Source organism: Camelimonas fluminis, assembly GCF_014656355.1.
Taxonomy (GTDB): Bacteria; Pseudomonadota; Alphaproteobacteria; order Rhizobiales; family Beijerinckiaceae; genus Camelimonas; species Camelimonas fluminis.
Genome location: NZ_BNCG01000013.1, coordinates 1 through 15,360, shown reverse-complemented (window position 1 = coordinate 15,360; position 15,360 = coordinate 1). Strand labels below are relative to the sequence as shown.

Genomic DNA, 15,360 nt, shown 5'->3' with positions numbered 1-15,360 from the left:
GGCCGGCGGCGGCGCCCGCCGCTATCAGCAACATGCCGGCGGCGACGACCCTGGCGACGCCAAATCGCGTGATCAGCTGTCCGGTGAAAAAGCTCGGCCCGTACATGGCGATGACGTGCCATTGCAGGCCAAGGTTTGCGTCCGTCTGGGACAGGCCGCACATCTGCATGGCCAGCGGCGCCGCCGTCATGAGAAAATTCATCAGCAGATAGGAAACCACGCCGCAGACGACGGCGACAATGAAGCGGGGCTGTCGCGCGATGACGCCGAGAGGGCGTCCGCCAGAGATTTCCTCCGCGGTTGGCGCCGGCAGCCGGACGCTGAACAGCAGCAGCGCGGACAGGGCCGCGACAATCGCCTGCGCCACGAAGGTCGCCGCAAACATGTACGGCGCCCAGATGTTCATGGTGTAGGTCACGAGTTGCGGACCAATCACGCCGGCAAACACGCCTCCGGCCATGACGGTGGACAGGGCGCGCGGCCGGCGCGCGGGCGGGGCGCAGTCGGCGGCCGCGAAGCGGAACGACAGCACGACGGCGGCATAACCGCCCCCGAGGAATGTGGCGACGCAGAACAGCCAGAACGAGCCATACGTCACCGCCAGCGCCGCCAGCAGGCCAGCGAGAACGCCGCAGCCTGTGCCGGTGAGAAAGGCGGCGATGCGGCCGTGGCGGCGGGCGATGGCGCCGGCGGGCAGGGTGCAGATCGCCATGCCCACCACGAAGATGGAAATCGGCAGCGTCGCCAGTATCGGGCTGGGAGCCAGCGTATGTCCGACGATTGCGCCGGTTGCATAGATAACGACGGAATTCGCTCCGGCCAGAGCCTGCGCGATGGCCAGTTTCAGAACGTTGCTTCGCTCAAAGCGATATGGGGAAGCCTCCGGCAGATCGGCGAGGGGGCTGCTTTTCGCGTGTGTCATGGGGCTCCAGACAATGGCCAGTCAAATCGGAGTCGTCATGCGGGCGTCGCAACGGGAGAGCCACGGGCCGCATGGGCGCATCAGCCGATCATAGCTGCTGGCGGCCGTGACTGTATTTCGATGGCGCGTCATTCTATATCGGGAATCCGCCAACAAGGAACGCCCGATGTCGTGGGAGACCATTGCGCCTCCTCCAGAAGCGCTGCCGCCGGACCCGATAACGGTTCGCGCCCAGACCATTCCGGCCCGCCATTATTTTCCGGAGCATTCCCATCTCTGGCATCAGCTGGTTTACGCGATCGACGGCGTGCTGACGGTGCATGTGGACGGGAGATCGTTTGTGATTTCGCCGGAGCAGGCGGTGTGGTTGCCGGCCGGCGTCATGCACCGGGTTGGTTCGCTGCACGGCGCCGAGTTTCGCAGTCTGTGGATTGCCTGCCGCGCTGGCGCCGATCTGCCGGCGACGCCGGTGCTTTTCAGCGTGTCGTCCTTGCTCCGCGCCCTGATCGTTGAGGCGGCGGCGATCGCCTGCGCTGCGGATGATGATGGCTATGTGGGCAGGGTCGCGGGGCTGATCCTCGATCAGTTGCGCCGCGCGGCGCCGCTGCTGACCGCCTTGCCCTGGCCGCGCGGCAAGGCGCTGGGCGCGCTCTGTGAAATGCTGCATGCAAATCCGGCTGATGCGCGCTCGCCCGAGGCGTGGGGAAAAATGCTGGGAATGTCGTCGCGGACACTGGCGCGCCGTTTTGAGGCGGAACTCGGCATGAGCCTGCGCGCCTGGCGGCGTCGCCTTCGTCTGTTCAGGTCCATCGAACTGATGGGCGGCGGGTTGACGGTGACCCAGACGGCAATGGCGCTTGGCTACAGCTCCACGTCCGCATTTGTCCATGCCTTTCGCGTGGACATGGGGAGCAGCCCCCAGTCATACATGTCCCGGCGCAACATGGGGGCGTAACGAAACGCCGGCTGCACGGCGCCTCGCCGCAAGAGCGCGCGTGGAGGTCAAGACAGGAAGAAGCGGGAAGAGACGTTGCTGTTACGTCGCGATGTCTTGCGGCAGGCGTAAAGGAAACCCCGGAAGCGGAGCAGCAAGACCGAACGTGCTGCAGGATGCGATCGCCGTCACATCCCGCGGTCATAGCTCCATGTTTAATTCCAATGAGCGCGTCCTCATGGTCCGCCGACCGTGGGTGAAATCGGCTAAAATCGGCCGACAGGCTGGTCGCCGTGATGGCTTTCCCACTGGGGTCAGGACGAGACGTTTCATTGTACAGGCAAGGGGCGGAAGGGCCACAAGAACTGGGCAGTAGACTTAAGCTGTTCACCGGGTTGTTTAGTGCAGGAATGGAGACAGGGATTAGACTTTCCGTCTAGCCCGCCATCTTTCTTTGGTCCGGTGGGTGCGAGGCGGCGCGACCGTGGGCCTGTATCCGCCAATGAAGGACACGCACCATGGAACAGCTTCTGATTAACCTGATCGCGGGCGCGGCGGGCGGTAACGCCGCAGGCAAGGCGTCGCCTGCATTCGACATGGGCGTAATCGGCAATACGATTGCTGGCCTCGTCGGAGGCGGCATCCTTGGCCAGTTGGTTCCGCTGGTGCTGCCAGCCGTTCAGGCCTCCCTTGCCAGCGGGAACTTCAGCATCGGCAGCGTCGTGACCAACATTATCTCAGGCGGCGCTGGCGGTGCGATCCTGACGGCGATTGTCGGAGCCGTCAAAAACAGGATGACCTGACGGAGGGGCGGCAGGCGAGGGAGCGCGGTGGACGTCCAGATGGTGCTACGCGTTCCCCCGGTGGTCCTGCGGCCCGAGCCACGAGGCACTTTTTCAGCCACCACAGCAGACCATGAGACGTAGTGTTTCCCTGGTGCGGAGGGAGGCCTGGACAAGGTCGCCGACCTTCGCCGTGACCAGGCTGTTCCCCAATGGGAAGGATGGCGCTGGCGCCCCTCAGGCTGCCGACAACGTCCCGCGGAGTGCGCTGCCGGAACGGCCACATTCCTGACTTTGGGTCCTTGAAAGGCGTGACCATAACCAGGGCCATGCGTGAGTCCCCTGTATGAGAGCAGGGACTCTGTAAGCTCTTGTTGTCAGGAAGAATATTTGCAACCAATCACTTGGGATTGGTGCGGTCGAGAGGACTCGAACCTCCACCCCGTTTCCAGGACTAGCACCTCAAGCTAGCGCGTCTACCATTCCGCCACGACCGCTCGTGATCAACGCTCCGGGCTGTTTCTGGATCATCCTGAGGAGGAATGATCGTCTGCGAAAGAAGCCGTCCGCTGTCGATGAAGGGGCGTGTAACAGAAGGTTCAGGCGTCGACAAGGGGCCGCTGTGAACAAGTCGGACATAGCTGTGAGTTATGCGGCGTGGCGGACCTGGCGCTCCCGTTGGGGGCGTCGCGCGCTTGCATTCGGCGGGACGAAGACAGACATCTGCTCAAGGATATGCTGGACGCGCCAGGAACCGCGCGGGCTATCTTCATGGGCGTGCGCGGCGCAGGCGCGCCGGGCATGTGGATGCGCACGATCCGCGACTGAAATGGGCCAGGCAGGGTCAGGCGATCTATATATCCGTTTGGGATGAGCCTTCGGGCGGGGGAGCAGGCCAGAAGCTGCCGACGCCTGCTCCAGGGTGGTTCAGGCGCAAGAGCGCTTCAGGCACAGGAGATGCGCGGAATGGTCGATCAACACGCCGCCGCCATGAAACCCCCAGCATTGCCAACGACGCCGGCTCCGGCCGCATGCGCCGCCAGCAGCTGGCCGGCGCACGTATTTCAGGCGGGCGTTGACGCGCCGCCGGTCGAGTGGCTGGTGAGCGATGGCCTGGTCGCCTATGACGACGCCGTCGCCTTCATGGAAGACAGGGTCGCCCGCATCGCGGCCGGCGAGGCGCGCGAGCTGGCCTGGCTGGTGGAGCACCCGCCGCTGTACACCGCCGGAACATCCGCGAAGGCGAAAGACCTGGTGGCGCCAGGGCGTTTTCCGGTGTTTGAAACCGGACGGGGCGGGCAGTTCACCTATCATGGCCCCGGTCAGCGGGTCGTCTATGTCATGCTGGACCTGAAGCGCCGCCGCCCGGACGTGCGGGCTTTTGTCTGCGCCCTGGAGGACTGGCTGATCGGAACACTGGCCAGCTTCAATATCACCGGCGAACGACGCGAGGGGCGCGTCGGCGTCTGGGTGCGCCGGCCGGAAAAGGCGCCGCTGGCGGACGGGACGATGCGTGAGGACAAGGTGGCGGCCATTGGCATCCGCGTGCGCCGCTGGGTGTCGTTTCATGGCGTCAGCCTGAACGTCGAGCCCGAACTGGAGCACTTCTCAGGCATTGTGCCATGCGGCGTGCAGGGCCACGGCGTCGCCAGCCTGGTGGAGCTGGGCATCCCGGTGACCATGCCGGAAGTCGATCACGTGTTGCGCCAGCGCTTCGAAAGCGTTTTCGGGCCGACCACGCGCGCCTGAGGTGGCGACCGCGCAGGCGCCGCGACCATTCTCCAACCAAAATCGGACTTGAATTCTGCGCGATACGCGTCAGTACTGGCGGGGTCAGACGGGAGAATGCGCGTGCCGATTTTAGAAACTGCAATCAGCCGGGAGAGCGAGGATTTCCGCGCCAACGCCGCAGCCTGGGAGGTCTTGCGCGCCGAATTGCAGGCCAGACGTGATGCAGTGTTCGCCGGCGGGCCGCCGAAAGCGCGTGAGCGGCATGTGGGGCGCGGCAAGCTGCTGCCGCGCGAGCGGGTCGCGGGACTTCTGGATTCGGGCGCGCCGTTTCTCGAAATTGGCGCTCTGGCGGCGGACGGCATGTATGGCGAGGCCATTCATGGCGCCGGGCTGATCGCTGGCGTCGGCCGCGTCAGCGGCCGTGACGTGATGATCGTCTGCAACGACTCCACCATCAAGGGCGGCACCTATTACCCGATGACGGTGAAGAAGCACCTGCGCGCCCAGGAGATCGCCGCCGAAAACCGGCTGCCGTGCATCTATCTGGTCGATTCCGGCGGCGCCAATCTGCCGCACCAGACCGAGGTGTTTCCGGATCGCGAACATTTCGGGCGCATTTTCTTCAATCAGGCCAACATGTCGGCCCAGGGCATCCCGCAGATCGCCGTGGTGATGGGCTCATGCACGGCCGGCGGCGCCTACGTGCCGGCCATGTCCGATGAAACCATCATTGTGCGCCGCCAGGGCACGATCTTTCTCGGTGGCCCGCCGCTGGTGAAGGCGGCGACGGGCGAGGTGGTTTCGGCCGAGGATCTGGGCGGCGCCGACGTGCATGCGCGCCTCTCGGGCGTCGCCGACCATTACGCGGTGGATGACAATCACGCGCTGGAAATCGCCCGCCGCATCGTCGGTACGCTGAACAGCGTCAAGCGGCCGGACATTGACCTCGTCGCTCCGGTCGCGCCGCTTTATGACGCCATCGATCTGGAAGGCCTCGTTCCGACCGACCTGAAAAAGCAGTACGACGTGCGCGAGGTTATCGCCCGCCTGGTCGACGGTTCGGAGTTCGACGAGTTCAAGAAGCTTTACGGAACCACGCTGGTCACCGGCTTCGCCCGCATCCACGGCATGCCCGTGGGCATCATCGGCAACAACGGCATCCTGTTCTCGGAAAGCGCGCTGAAGGGGGCGCATTTCATCGAGCTGTGCTGCCAGCGGCGGATTCCGCTGCTGTTCCTGCAGAACATCTCCGGCTTCATGGTGGGTCGCCAGTACGAGGCGGGCGGCATCGCCCGCGACGGCGCCAAGCTGGTCACGGCCGTGGCGTCGGCGCGCGTGCCCAAGATCACCCTGGTGATTGGTGGTTCGTTCGGAGCTGGCAATTACGGCATGTGCGGCCGGGCCTATTCGCCGCGCTTCATGTTCACCTGGCCGTCGAGCCGCATCTCGGTGATGGGCGGCGAGCAGGCAGCCAGCGTGCTGGCGACGGTCAAGCGCGACAACTTCGATGCTGAAGGCAAGGTTTGGTCGCCGGAAGACGAAGAGGCGTTCCGCGCGCCGATCCGCGCCCAGTACGAGGTGGAAGGCAATCCCTATTACGCCACCGCCCGCCTGTGGGACGATGGGGTGATCCTGCCTTCGGAAACCCGCGACGTGTTGGGGCTGGCGTTCTCGGCCTGTCTGAACGCGCCGGTGCCGGAGACGAAGTTCGGCGTTTTCCGCATGTGAGGGACGCCGGGGCGTGGGCGCGAATTTCATCCGCCCGTCATGCCCGAATTGGTGGCGGGCGCCAGCGAGCCGTCGCGCTCCAGGCGCCTGCAGGGCCGGTTTCGCGGGTGGCTGGGACAGGCCCGGCCATGACGCGATCGGCTGCGGGGCGCGGCGCGCGCCGGACGCCATGCGGCTGGGTGAGCGCGCCGCCGGTGGCGGCGTCCGCGCCGTTTCCTGAAAAGCCTGGGCGGCCTTAGCCCCGGTCGCGCTCGAAGACGAAATTCAGCCGGGTGCGCAGGACCTGACGGTAGCCGCGCTGCGTCACCAGGGCGGGCAGGTCGATCTGCCAGCGATCCGAGCCGTCCTCCATGATCAGCAGGCGCGGCAGCAGATCGTCCGGGGCATTGCGCAGGAATGGCTCCAGGATAATGTCCTCGGCGCCCTCGACGTCGAGTTTCATGGCGTCGACGCGGTCAAAACCTTCTTCGGCCAGCAACTGCAGCAGCGGCACGGCGGCGACGCGGATGTTCTGCGCGGAGCTGGAGGCCAGCACTTTCAGGCTCGACTCGCCGCTGTTGTCAGGGTCGAGGAACAGGGTCAGCTCCCCAGACTTGTCGGCGACGGCGCAGGCGATGGCCTTGACCGTCGGCCACGGGCACTGGCGGATATTGAAGGTAAGGCGTTCGAAAATATCCGGCTGTGGCTCGACGGCGAGAATGCGGGCTTCAGGACCTGCAAGCGCCGCAACGTAAACCGAATAGGCGCCGATATTGGCGCCAATATCGATAAAGCGGAACCCCCTGGAGGCGCTCCGCGCTTCCTCCACGTGGCGGCCGAGGATAGCCCGCTCCTGCGGGTCGAAGAACTGTGGCGTGAACAGCACCTTCTTGTCGCACACATTACGATACGGATAGAGGCGCATGCGGGCGCCAAGCGCCTCCACGTCCACCGGCGCCCCCTTCAGTGAGCGGATGGCCAGCTTGCGCAGGGCAAGCGCGAGGCGGTGTCCGGCCCAGGTTTCAGGCACCTTGCGGGTGACGCCGAGCACGGCGCGGGTCAGGGCGCCAGGCGCAAAGGCGCCGAAGCTGTCGGCAGGGTCGGCGGCGCCTGCCTGTCTGGAGGATGCCTGCCGGGTGGACTCGGTCATGGTCACAACAACCGCTTCAATTTGGGGCCCGTGGCTGGAGCCAGCCAGCGTGGAGCGCCAGGGCGTTTTCTGACGAAGCAAATGCTCCGCCGCCGGAAAACACGTCTAACAAAAAGTTGGAGCCTTTTCCGGCGTCGCCGCCGGAAAAGGCTCCAACATCAATCCGGAAGACGCGGGGCGCGCCGCCGGACGGGGCGATTTATGGTCCATACACTGCTCCGCCATGGGGTGCAAAATAAGGCCGGCGGCCTGACCATGGCGCGCTCCGGAAAAACACCGGCCCGATCTGTGGCTTGACGCGTCGCGCGGGGGGGTGCATCCGGGGGATGTCCGGAATGAAACAGAGAGGGCGCGCTGGTGGCCAGGCGGCGTACGGAACAGATCAGACTGCACGAACCAGCTGACTTCGAGGGCATGCGCAAGGCCGGCCGGCTTGCCGCGGAAATTCTCGATATGCTGGTGGGACGCGTCAATCCCGGCGTCACCACGCTGCAGATTGATGACTGGGTGCGCACGTTCGGCCTGGAGCGCGGGGGATATCCGGCGCAGCTCAACTACCGTGGTTTCGGCTTTTCCTGCTGCACGTCGATCAATCACGTGGTGTGCCATGGCATGCCCAACGACAAGCCGCTGCGCGAAGGCGACATCATCAATATCGACGTGACGGTGATCGTCGACGGCTGGCACGGCGACAGCAGCCGCATGTATGCGGTTGGCGAGATCCCGCGCAAGGCGGCGCGCCTGATCGACGTGACGTATGAGTGCCTGCAGCGCGGCCTGGCGGCGGTGAAGCCGGGCGCGACCACGGGCGATATCGGCGCCGCCATTCAGGAATACGCCGAGAGTGAGCGCTGTTCCGTGGTGACGGATTTCTGTGGTCATGGCCTCGGCCAAGTGTTCCACGACAATCCGTCGATTCTGCACTTCGGCCGTCGCGGCGAGGGGCCGGAGCTGAAGCCGGGCATGTTCTTCACCATCGAGCCGATGATCAATCTCGGCAAACCGGCGGTGAAGGTGCTGTCGGATGGCTGGACTGCGGTGACGCGCGACCGCTCCCTGTCGGCCCAATTCGAGCATTCGGTCGGCGTTACCGAAACCGGCGTGGAAATTTTCACCAAATCCCCGGCAGGGCTGGACAAGCCGCCAGCAATATTGGGAAAGTAAACTCAGACAATGACTCTGGCGGCCAGGTTTGATTCACTGACCTGAACTTCGTGCGCCGGAGCGTTCTCCTGCAAAAGACAACGCAGGTTTGGGGCAGCCTCCGGATCAGCGCGTTCGGGGAGCATGGCGTGAGGGCCGGGATGACCGGGAAGCTGGCCGCTGTCGATCCGCCGCATCATTACGGTCACCGCGACCGGTTGCGCGCGCGTTTCCGCGATGGCGGCGCCGAGGCCTTGCCAGATTACGAGCTGCTGGAGCTGTTGCTGTTCCGGTCCATCCCCAGGCGGGATGTAAAGCCGCTGGCCAAGGCGCTGGTGGCGCGCTTCGGCTCGTTCGCGGAAGTGATCGCCGCGCCGCCCCGGTTGCTGGCCGAGGTGGAGGGTGTTTCTGAAGCGGTCGCGCTTGATCTGAAGATCGTGGCGGCGGCGGGTGGACGTCTGGCCCGTGGCGCGGTGGCGAAGCGACCCGTGCTTGCCTCCTGGTCCCAGGTGCTGGAGTATTGCCGGACGGTGATGGCTTTCGCCGAACGCGAGGATTTTCGCGTGCTGTTTCTCGACAAGCGCAACGCCGTCATCGCCGACGAGGAGCAGCAGCGCGGCACTGTTGATCACACGCCGGTCTACCCGCGTGAGGTTGTGCGTCGGGCGCTTGAGCTGTCGGCCTCCGCCATCATTCTCGTCCATAACCATCCCTCTGGCGATCCTTCGCCATCTTCCGCCGACATCCGCATGACACGGGAAATCATGCGCGTCGCCGCGCCGCTCAGCGTCACCGTGCATGACCACATCATCGTTGGTCGCAACGGCCACGCCAGCATGCGCGGTTTGCGCCTGCTGGAGCCGGACGCTGCCTGAGACGCGGTTCTGGCGCAGGTTCGGCCTGTCGCGGGCGAGAGAGACCCTGGCCCGACGCATTGCAGGTTATGGCGTGGCGTCAGCCTTGCCCGGGGGGCGGCGCTGGATCAACATGCGCAAGCATGGCGGTCCGGGATGGGCGCCATTTCATATATTGGAAGGCGATGGCCGCAGTTGTTGGGGAGGACATGTGCCGGGTTTTGAGCGAAGCGGTCTGACGTTTCTGGCGGCCCTGTCCTGTGTGGCGGCGTTGCCGGCGCTGGCGCAAGGCGGCGTGGAGGACGTGGTGCTTTCCGTAACTCCGACAGTGACGCGGTGGGCGGCCGTATACCGGGAAGCGCGTGCGGACGACCCGTACGTCCACGCCCGGGTCTTCGAGAAGCGCAAGGGAACCAGCCCCTGGGTTTTTCGCGAGCTGGCCGACCATCTGGTGGTGACGCCGGAGGCGCTGGCGGCAAGCCGGATCAGGCAGACGGCGAAAACCTGGTCTTACAAGGACGTGGAGTTTCGCATGGCCTGGAGGCATTGGCGGGAAGACGCGGAAACGCGGCGCGCGACGCCGGTGTGCCGCAGCAATATTCTCGCATGTATTGGTGAGAAAGCGCTCAAAACAGGAAATCCATGAGCGGTTTGCTGCCCACATGGAATGGAAACCGCCCTGGCGGGAGGCGGTGGAGCATTTTCGAAAAAAGTGGAGCCTGCTTTTCGTAAAGAAAATGCATCAAACGGAACAGATGGAGCATTTTGGCGAACTGGTTTTCACCGAAAATGCCCCATGCGTCAGAATCCAAACAGCGACGCCAGGCCACCAACGATCGCCACGACGAAGCTGAGGCTGAGGGCGATGCCAATCGCGCCGAAAGTGATGCCGCTGACCGCCATCACGCCGTCACGCTCCACCAGGCCGAGGCCAACCAGGCAGGTGGCGAAGCCGAGCGGAATCTGGCCGATGAACGGCGGGGCCACCAGCAGGCCGGCGGCGATCAGGAACAGCAACACGCCAGTGATGCGCATGCCCCATGGTTTGTTGAAGAACGCCAGCCGCGTGCGCGAGATACGTTCGAGCCGGTAAACCGCTGGCAGGGCCCGGGCGATGGCGCGGGCTACGTCCGAGCGCGCCACGGTCTTGCGCAGCAGCGTCGGGGGAAGCCAGGGCGTGTTCATGCCAATGGCGATCTGCACGGCGACGAAGCCGAGCAACAGGCCGGAAATCAGCGGGATAGGCGGCGGCATGGGCAGGCAATTGGGTAGCCCCAGCACCACGACGAGCAGGGCAAACGCCTGCTGGCGGAGCGAACCGACAATTTCGCCCACGGACACACGCTCGCTGGAGCCTCCGGCGAGCGCGATCAGGACGTCGGAGGTGCGTTGCCTGGTGTCCAAGGATTCTGCCGAAGGGTTGTCGATCTGAAGCAGCTGTTTAGCCTGGATACGGACTCTGGCCAACGGGGATGGCGTTGGTGGGCCACCTTTGTAGCCCAAGCATCCATGTCTCGTGAAAATCCGGCGCAATCATGTCGGACGGCCGCGCGAAAACGTCGCCGGGGGGACGCTGCGGCGGCGCGTTTCGCGCGACATGCGCGGCGGGGTTTCGCCGCAGCCGCTGGCGCGCATTTGCCTGCGTGAGACGCTATACCCTCCAGAGCCCGGTTCGGTGAGTCGCTGTCCCGGGCAGACTGTCCCGGGCGACTGTCGCGGGCGGACCATCGCGGGCAGGCCGTCGCAGACTGGCGTGGCCCGTCAGGGAAGCGCCCGAGGATTTTGACCAGAACATATCCCCCGGGACAACGGATCTGGCGTTTGCATCCGGCCGCACGTGACGTCGGGCGCAAATGCCAAATTCATGTGGGCCGTTATAAAATCAGTACGTTGGCGTTGGTCTTGCCGCTCCGGCATTCGCTCGCCGTCTGGATGGCGGGCGTCAGACCAATGGCGACGCTCCATCCAGCCTCCCGCCGGGAACGCCATGGTGACGCGATGACAGGTTATTTGCCCGGACTATTGGCCCTGTTGCTCTGCCAGCTGGCCGGAGAAGCGGCGTCGCGCCTGTTGCGGTTGCCGCTTCCGGGGGCCGTGCTCGGTTTGCTGATGATGACCGCGATCCTCCTCGCCCTGCGTGGCCGGACGCCCAAAAGCCTTGTCCATGCCAGCCGCTCATTGATCGGCGTGCTGTCATTGCTGTTCGTGCCTGCGGGCGTCGGCGTGATCAGCCTCGGCAAGGTGGTGGCGGGACAGACCACAGCCATGGTGGCGGCCCTGCTGGCTTCGGTCGTGATCACCCTTGTGGCGACGTCCTGGGCGTTCGTGGCGACCAGCCGCTGGCAGGAACGCCGCCGCATGGGGCAAGAGCATGCAGGGCAAGAGCATCCAGGGCAAGAGCATGCAGGGCGAGAGCGCGCTGGCGGAGGCGCGCCATGACCGGAGCCGATGTTCACCAGAACCTGATGCTGCTTCTGACCTGGGCGGAGCAGGCGCCGCTGGCGTGGATCGCGCTGACGCTCGGCGCGTTTGTTGTCGCCACGTGGATCGCCGGCAAAACCGGCAACCATCCGCTGGCCAACACGGTGATGATTTCGGTGGCGCTGGTCAGCGCCACGCTCTGGCTGACTGGCGCGCGCTACGACGATTATTTTCGCGGGGCGCAGTTCATCCATTTCCTGCTCGGGCCGGCGACGGTGGCGTTGGCGATCCCGCTGGTCGAGAACATTGCGCTGGTGAAGCGGGCGCTGCTGCCGATCGTCGTCGCGCTCATCGTTGGGGCCCTGACGGCGATCGTGACGGCCGTTGGTTTCGCATGGGCGCTGGGCGGCTCTCCATTGCTGCTGGCGTCGCTGGCGCCAAAATCGGTGACGGCGCCGATCGCCATGAGCGTGGGCGAGGTCATCGGCGGCCTGCCGGCGCTGGCGATGGTCGCGACGGTCTCTACGGGCATTCTCGGCGCGATGATCGGCCGGCCGCTGTTCGACGCCATGAAAATTCGCGATCCGGCGGCCCGGGGCTTCGCCATGGGGCTCGCGGCGCATGGCATCGGCACTGCGCGGGCCTTCCAGGCCAGCGAAGTGGCCGGCGCCTTCGCCAGCGTCGGCATGGCGCTGAATGGCATGCTGACGGCGTTGCTGCTGCCGGCTCTGGCGGCGTTGTTTCGCTAGAGCATTTTCGAGAAAAGTGGAGGCCGCTTTTCATGGAGAAAATGCGCCAAATGAAAGCGATGGAGCATTTTATGTGAACCGGTTTTCACCGGAAATGCTCCAGGAAAACGAGACGAAAGGCAGGCTTGGAAAGCCTGGTACGCTGCGGTACTGTTCGCCGGCTTCAGGTGGAAGCGGCAGGAGGCACCAGCGTGTTCGACAGCGTATTGATCGCCAACCGGGGCGAAATCGCCTGCCGCGTGGCTCGCAGCGCCCGGGCGCTTGGCCTGCGGGTGATCGCCGTGCATTCGGAAGCGGATCGGGACGCGCCGTTCGTTCGCCAGGCGGATGAAGCGATCTGCATCGGTTCTGCCGCCGCCGCCGAAAGCTACCTGCGGATCGACCGGATTATCGCGGCGGCGCAGCGCAGCGGCGCCCAGTGCATCCACCCGGGTTATGGTTTTCTCTCGGAGCGGCCGGATTTCGCCGACGCCTGCGCCGCCGCCGGCATCGCCCTGGTGGGGCCGCCGGCCAGCGCCATGCGCGCCATGGGCCTGAAGGACGCCGCCAAGGCGCTGGCGCAGAAGGCAGGCGTGCCGGTGGTGCCTGGCTATCACGGCGACAATCAGGATCCGGCCTTTCTGAAGCAGCAGGCCGACGCCATTGGCTATCCGGTGCTCATCAAGGCGGTGTCCGGCGGCGGCGGCAAGGGTATGCGCCGCGTCGACGCGGCGGAGGATTTCCTCGCGGCCCTGGAGAGCGCCCGGCGCGAGGGCGCCAGCTCGTTTGGCGATCCGCGCGTGCTGGTCGAGAAATATGTGCTGTCGCCGCGTCACATCGAAATCCAGGTGTTCGCCGACAGCCATGGCAATGTCGTCCATTTGTTCGAGCGCGACTGCTCATTGCAGCGCCGGCACCAGAAGGTGATCGAGGAGGCGCCGGCGCCCGGCATGACCGAAGCCATGCGCGCCGCCATGGGCAAGGCCGCCGTCGACGCCGCCCGGGCCGTCGGTTATGTCGGCGCCGGCACGGTGGAGTTCATCGCCGACGGGCGCGACGGCCTGCGGCCAGACCGCTTCTGGTTCATGGAAATGAACACCCGTTTGCAGGTGGAGCATCCGGTCACCGAGGCGATCACCGGCCTTGATCTTGTGCGGTTGCAGTTCGAGATTGCGGCCGGCGGCCGGCTGCCGTTCGTTCAGGATGACCTGCGCATCGACGGTCATGCGGTGGAGGCCCGCCTCTATGCCGAGGACCCGGAGCGTGGCTTCCTGCCGTCCACCGGTCGCATCTGGCTGCTCGACCTGCCGCAGGGCGAGGGCGTGCGCGTGGATTCGGGCGTTGAGGCTGGCGGCGAAGTCTCGTCCTGGTACGATCCGATGATCGCCAAGATCATCGCCCATGGGCCAACCCGCGCCGCGGCGCTGGACAGGCTGGCCAGGGCGCTGGGCGAAACCCGCGTCGCCGGGCCGCGCGCCAACGCCGCCTTCCTCAAGCGGCTGGTCGAGGCGGAGGACTTCCGCGCCGGAGCTTTCGACACCGGCTTCATCGACGCCCATATGGAAGAGCTTGGCGTGTTGCCGGCCGGCTCGCCGTCGCCCGCGCCAGACGCCGCCGCCGTGGCGGCCGGCGTTCTGGCGTTGCAGTTGCAGGCGGGCGGCGCTCCGGCGGCGGCGGGGTGGGCTGATCCCTGGGCGTCGCTGCAAGGCGGGCGCCCGGCCTTCCAGTTGCTCGGCGCACGCACGGTGCGGCGTCAGATCACGGCGGATGGCGAGAAGGCCATCGCGGAAGTGCGTTGGGGCGATGGCGGGCTTGCCGTGACGGTGGACGGCGGGGAGGCCAGGATTGCGGACCTCAAGGCTGCGGACGCCAGGGGGGCGGAGGCGGATGGGGTGGTTGCCTTCGCCAACGGGGCGGTCGCGGTGCGCGCCCACGCCAGGCAACTGGTGATCAGCCAGGGGCGGCAGGTGACGGTCGCGCCCTTTGATCCCTTCACCGTCGATCTCGACCATGTCGGTGATGCGGGCGGCGTGGTGAAGTCGCCGATGCACGGCAAGATTATCGCGGTGCTGGTGGAGCCCGGCGCTGAGGTGACCAAGGGGCAACGTCTCGCCGTGGTGGAGGCGATGAAGATGGAGCACCCTTTGACAGCGCCCAGGGCCGGCGTCATAGCAGAGGTGCGCGCCAGCGTCGGTCAGCAGGTGGCGGAAGGCGCGGCAGTTATCATGCTGGCGGAGTGAGGCTGGTGGTTTTTCCGACCAACGTGGATCGGATGCAGCCCCATGTTTTCCTGTTTTGAGCAAATTCTGATCGACCGGATATTCCTTCTGGTCAGACGATGCTTTGGCGCAGGGCCCCGGCGGCAACTGCGACGCCAGATGCTGGACCCGAAACCGGAGCCCTCGCGACGCGACGGCTCTGCATGGCGAAATGGATGTCTCTCAATCTGATCAAACTGTGTGTTGGCTGCGATTCGATCCAGGACCTGGAAGGCTGGATCGCCGCCAACGCCATGGCTGCCCGCAGCGGCGGCGTCGATTATGAACAGGTCGCCACCACGCGAATGATGCCGAAACGGCGCGCCGAAATGGATGGTGGATCGCTCTACTGGGTTATCAAGGGGCAGATCGCCTGCCGGCAGCGTATCCTTGACCTGCGCCCGTTCACCGACGGCGATGACGTCGGCCGCGTCCACATTGTTCTTGAGCAGACGGTGGTGGCGGTGAAGCCGCGCCGCCACCGCGCCTTTCAGGGCTGGCGCTATCTGGAGTCGAAAGACGCGCCGGAAGATCTGGCGGGCGGCGCCGATACCGGCGCCATGCCCGAGGCGATGAAACGGGAGCTGGCGGAACTGGGTTTGCTTTAAAGCGCCCGGATGCGACGCGGCGGCCCTTTGGGCCGCCGTTCAGTTTTGTGCTGCGCCGCCCGTTGTTCCTGACCTGAATTTTTGGGCCGGACCTTTTCAGGTCAGAACCGCACCTGGGCCTT

14 protein-coding genes and 1 tRNA gene are annotated in these 15,360 nt (G+C 65.5%); 11 read left to right on the top strand and 4 right to left on the bottom strand.

The features are described 5' to 3' along the window. The coding region (locus IE243_RS14165) for an MFS transporter (RefSeq protein WP_244643175.1) at positions 1-922 on the bottom strand (922 nt) is incomplete at its 3' end. 166 nt (positions 923-1,088) lie between these two features. Here IE243_RS14165 and IE243_RS14160 point away from each other — a divergent pair. Both IE243_RS14160 and IE243_RS14155 read left to right on the top strand, forming a co-directional pair. Beyond that, a complete protein-coding gene (locus IE243_RS14160) occupies positions 1,089-1,877 on the top strand; it encodes an AraC family transcriptional regulator (protein WP_191320047.1) in 789 nt (262 codons plus the stop codon). Between the two features lie 497 nt (positions 1,878-2,374). Further along, on the top strand, positions 2,375-2,659 hold the full coding sequence (locus IE243_RS14155; RefSeq protein WP_191320046.1) for a hypothetical protein: 285 nt from the start codon (positions 2,375-2,377) through the stop codon (positions 2,657-2,659). A 390-nt stretch (positions 2,660-3,049) separates the two neighbouring features. Here the strand turns inward: IE243_RS14155 and IE243_RS14150 are convergent. Then, positions 3,050-3,135 (bottom strand) — tRNA-Leu (locus tag IE243_RS14150). A gap of 469 nt (positions 3,136-3,604) precedes the next feature. Between IE243_RS14150 and lipB the strand changes: the two genes are divergently transcribed. Continuing rightward, positions 3,605-4,387 (top strand): lipoyl(octanoyl) transferase LipB, encoded by a 783-nt coding sequence (gene lipB / locus IE243_RS14145; RefSeq protein WP_191320045.1) that lies wholly within the window; start codon positions 3,605-3,607, stop codon positions 4,385-4,387. Between the two features lie 102 nt (positions 4,388-4,489). Beyond that, positions 4,490-6,097, top strand: a complete 1,608-nt coding sequence (locus IE243_RS14140; protein ID WP_191320044.1) for a carboxyl transferase domain-containing protein — start codon at positions 4,490-4,492, stop codon at positions 6,095-6,097. Between the two features lie 235 nt (positions 6,098-6,332). Here IE243_RS14140 and IE243_RS14135 read toward each other — a convergent pair whose 3' ends face one another. After that, complete coding sequence (locus IE243_RS14135; protein WP_191320043.1) at positions 6,333-7,226, bottom strand: FkbM family methyltransferase; 894 nt, start codon at positions 7,224-7,226, stop codon at positions 6,333-6,335. Between the two features lie 357 nt (positions 7,227-7,583). Here IE243_RS14135 and map point away from each other — a divergent pair, with 357 nt between their 5' ends. The 3 genes from map to IE243_RS14120 all read left to right on the top strand — a co-directional run bounded on the left by map (position 7,584) and on the right by IE243_RS14120 (position 9,869). Further along, positions 7,584-8,390, top strand: a complete 807-nt coding sequence (gene map / locus IE243_RS14130; protein WP_280514599.1) for a type I methionyl aminopeptidase — start codon at positions 7,584-7,586, stop codon at positions 8,388-8,390. 140 nt (positions 8,391-8,530) lie between these two features. Next, positions 8,531-9,244 carry a RadC family protein gene (gene radC / locus IE243_RS14125; RefSeq protein WP_191320042.1) on the top strand — a complete coding sequence of 238 codons (714 nt, stop codon included), beginning with the start codon at positions 8,531-8,533 and terminating at the stop codon, positions 9,242-9,244. 190 nt (positions 9,245-9,434) lie between these two features. After that, the gene (locus IE243_RS14120; protein ID WP_244643174.1) at positions 9,435-9,869 is read left to right on the top strand and encodes a DUF5086 family protein; all 435 of its coding nucleotides are present in this window, start codon (positions 9,435-9,437) and stop codon (positions 9,867-9,869) included. Between the two features lie 155 nt (positions 9,870-10,024). On the opposite strand, the gene IE243_RS14115 is transcribed toward IE243_RS14120, so the two are convergent. Next, positions 10,025-10,627 (bottom strand): exopolysaccharide biosynthesis protein, encoded by a 603-nt coding sequence (locus IE243_RS14115; RefSeq protein WP_191320041.1) that lies wholly within the window; start codon positions 10,625-10,627, stop codon positions 10,025-10,027. Positions 10,628-11,221: 594 nt separating this feature from the next. Between IE243_RS14115 and IE243_RS14110 the strand changes: the two genes are divergently transcribed. From IE243_RS14110 to IE243_RS14095, 4 genes are all read left to right on the top strand, one after another. Then, a complete protein-coding gene (locus tag IE243_RS14110) occupies positions 11,222-11,662 on the top strand; it encodes a CidA/LrgA family protein (protein WP_191320040.1) in 441 nt (146 codons plus the stop codon). Beyond that, positions 11,659-12,393 (top strand): LrgB family protein, encoded by a 735-nt coding sequence (locus tag IE243_RS14105; RefSeq protein ID WP_244643173.1) that lies wholly within the window; start codon positions 11,659-11,661, stop codon positions 12,391-12,393. Before IE243_RS14110 ends, IE243_RS14105 begins: the two co-directional genes overlap by 4 nt. Positions 12,394-12,584: 191 nt before the next feature. Continuing rightward, on the top strand, positions 12,585-14,612 hold the full coding sequence (locus IE243_RS14100) for an ATP-binding protein (RefSeq protein ID WP_191320039.1): 2,028 nt from the start codon (positions 12,585-12,587) through the stop codon (positions 14,610-14,612). A gap of 194 nt (positions 14,613-14,806) precedes the next feature. Continuing rightward, the gene (locus IE243_RS14095; RefSeq protein WP_191320038.1) at positions 14,807-15,238 is read left to right on the top strand and encodes a DUF1489 family protein; all 432 of its coding nucleotides are present in this window, start codon (positions 14,807-14,809) and stop codon (positions 15,236-15,238) included. The last annotated feature ends 122 nt before the right edge of the window (positions 15,239-15,360 follow it).

Coding starts and splice junctions, on each gene's coding strand:
- IE243_RS14105 (WP_244643173.1), top strand. CDS start 11,659: ATGACCGGAGCCGATGTTCACCAGAACCTGATGCTGCTTCTGACCTGG.
- IE243_RS14135 (WP_191320043.1), bottom strand. CDS start 7,226: ATGACCGAGTCCACCCGGCAGGCATCCTCCAGACAGGCAGGCGCCGCC.
- IE243_RS14095 (WP_191320038.1), top strand. CDS start 14,807: ATGTCTCTCAATCTGATCAAACTGTGTGTTGGCTGCGATTCGATCCAG.
- IE243_RS14160 (WP_191320047.1), top strand. CDS start 1,089: ATGTCGTGGGAGACCATTGCGCCTCCTCCAGAAGCGCTGCCGCCGGAC.
- IE243_RS14110 (WP_191320040.1), top strand. CDS start 11,222: ATGACAGGTTATTTGCCCGGACTATTGGCCCTGTTGCTCTGCCAGCTG.
- lipB (WP_191320045.1), top strand. CDS start 3,605: ATGGTCGATCAACACGCCGCCGCCATGAAACCCCCAGCATTGCCAACG.
- radC (WP_191320042.1), top strand. CDS start 8,531: ATGACCGGGAAGCTGGCCGCTGTCGATCCGCCGCATCATTACGGTCAC.
- IE243_RS14155 (WP_191320046.1), top strand. CDS start 2,375: ATGGAACAGCTTCTGATTAACCTGATCGCGGGCGCGGCGGGCGGTAAC.